Source organism: Ideonella azotifigens, from assembly GCF_006519715.1.
GTDB lineage: Bacteria > Pseudomonadota > Gammaproteobacteria > Burkholderiales > Burkholderiaceae_C > Ideonella > Ideonella azotifigens.
This window is the reverse complement of the sequence record NZ_VIDT01000962.1, coordinates 1-1633: the sequence shown is the minus strand read 5'-3', so window position 1 is coordinate 1633 and position 1633 is coordinate 1. Positions and strand designations below refer to the sequence as shown.

General features: G+C 69.9%; 2 protein-coding genes. Both read left to right on the top strand.

The annotated features are described in order from the left end of the window. Positions 1-1097: TonB-dependent receptor (locus FKP22_RS29650; RefSeq protein ID WP_141291803.1), on the top strand; the 1097-nt coding region annotated here is incomplete at its 5' end. An 11-nt stretch (positions 1098-1108) separates the two neighbouring features. Further along, the coding region (locus FKP22_RS29645; protein WP_141291801.1) for a PepSY-associated TM helix domain-containing protein at positions 1109-1633 on the top strand (525 nt) is incomplete at its 3' end.

Genomic DNA, 1633 nt, shown 5'->3' with positions numbered 1-1633 from the left:
CCCCCAGCGCCGACGACTGGACCGCCGGCCGCCACAGCCTGGCATTCGGCCTGCACCGCAACACCTACCACCTGGACAACGCGGTGGCCAATGTCGGCGCCGATGGCGACTGGCGCAGCGATGAAGGCACGCGCTCGCAGGACTACCAGGGCCGCACTTCCGTCACCGCGCTGTATGCGCAAGACGGCTGGCGCCTGGCCGACGACTGGAAGCTCACGCTGGGCTGGCGCGAGGAGTGGTTCAAGGCCTACGACGGCAGCCAGCTCGCCAGCGGCATGAGCGTGCCCTATGACGACCGCAGCCTGCGCGGCCACTCGCCCAAGGCCGCCCTGGCCTACCAGGCCAGCGACAGCCTGCTGCTCAAGCTGAGCCTGGGCCGCGGCGTGCGCTTTCCGAACGTGGAAGAGCTCTACAACGGCACCGTCACCGCCACCAGCCAGACCCTGTCGGACCCGAACCTGCAGGCCGAAACCTCGGACGCGATGGAGCTCAGCGCCGAGCAGGAATGGGAGCACCAGCGCCTGCGTGTTTCGCTGTTCCGCGACGCCGTGAAAAACGCCATCCTGCGCCAGAGCACCAGCGACGCCGCCGTCTGCAAGACCACCGCCACCGGCGCCAGCAGCTACACCTGCGTGCAGAACGTGGACCGGGTGAAGACCCAGGGCGTGGAGCTGGCCTGGTCGGCCCAGGACCTGTGGCTCAGCGGCCTGGCGCTGGACGCCAGCTTCGCCCACAACTTCCAGAGCAAGGTGACCGCCAACCGCAACGACCCGGCCATGGTCGGCAAAAGCTGGCTGCGGGTGCCGCGCCAGCGCGCCACGCTGCAGGCCAGCTGGCGGCCCGAGGCGCATTGGTTGCTCGCGGTCAGCTGGCGCTACGAAGGCCGGGCCTACAACGACGCCTACAACCTGGATGTGAACCCCAACGTGTATGGCGGCGTGTCGCAGGTGCGCCAGCTGGACCTGCGCAGCGCCTACCGCTTCAGCCCGCAGCTGGAACTGGCGCTGGGCGTCAACAACGTCGCCGACCAGCCGGCCTACCAGTCCCACCCCTACCCCGGCCGCACGCTCTTCGCCGAGCTGCGCTTCAGCTTGTGAGCGCCCCCACCATGAACAACGCCGCGCTGCAGCGCATCTTCTGGCGCCTGCATTTCTGGGCCGGCCTGCTGTGCGCGCCCATCGTGCTGTTCGCCTCGCTCACCGGGCTGCTCTACGTGCTGTCGCCGCAGATCGAAGCCTGGCGCTACGCGGCACTGGACCACGTGGCCCCGGCCGCACAGCCACTGGCGCTGGACGCCCAGGTGCAGGCCGCGCTGGCCAGCCAGCCCGGCAGCACGCTGCGCCAGGTGATACCGCCGCATGCCGCGGACGACAGCACCCAGGTCGTGCTGAATCCTCCCCGCCAGCCGCATGAGCATCACGCGATGGCGGACGGGCCGGACCATCACGGCCTGCCCGACGGCGTGCTGGTCTATGTGAACCCGGCCACCGGCCAGGTGCTGGGCAGCCTGCCCGAACTGGCCCGCTTCAGAACCTGGGCCAAGAAGCTGCATGCCAGTGCGCTGCTGGGCGACGGCTGGCGCTGGCTGATGGAGCTGGGCGCCAGCTGGATGCTGGTGCTGATGGCCACCGGC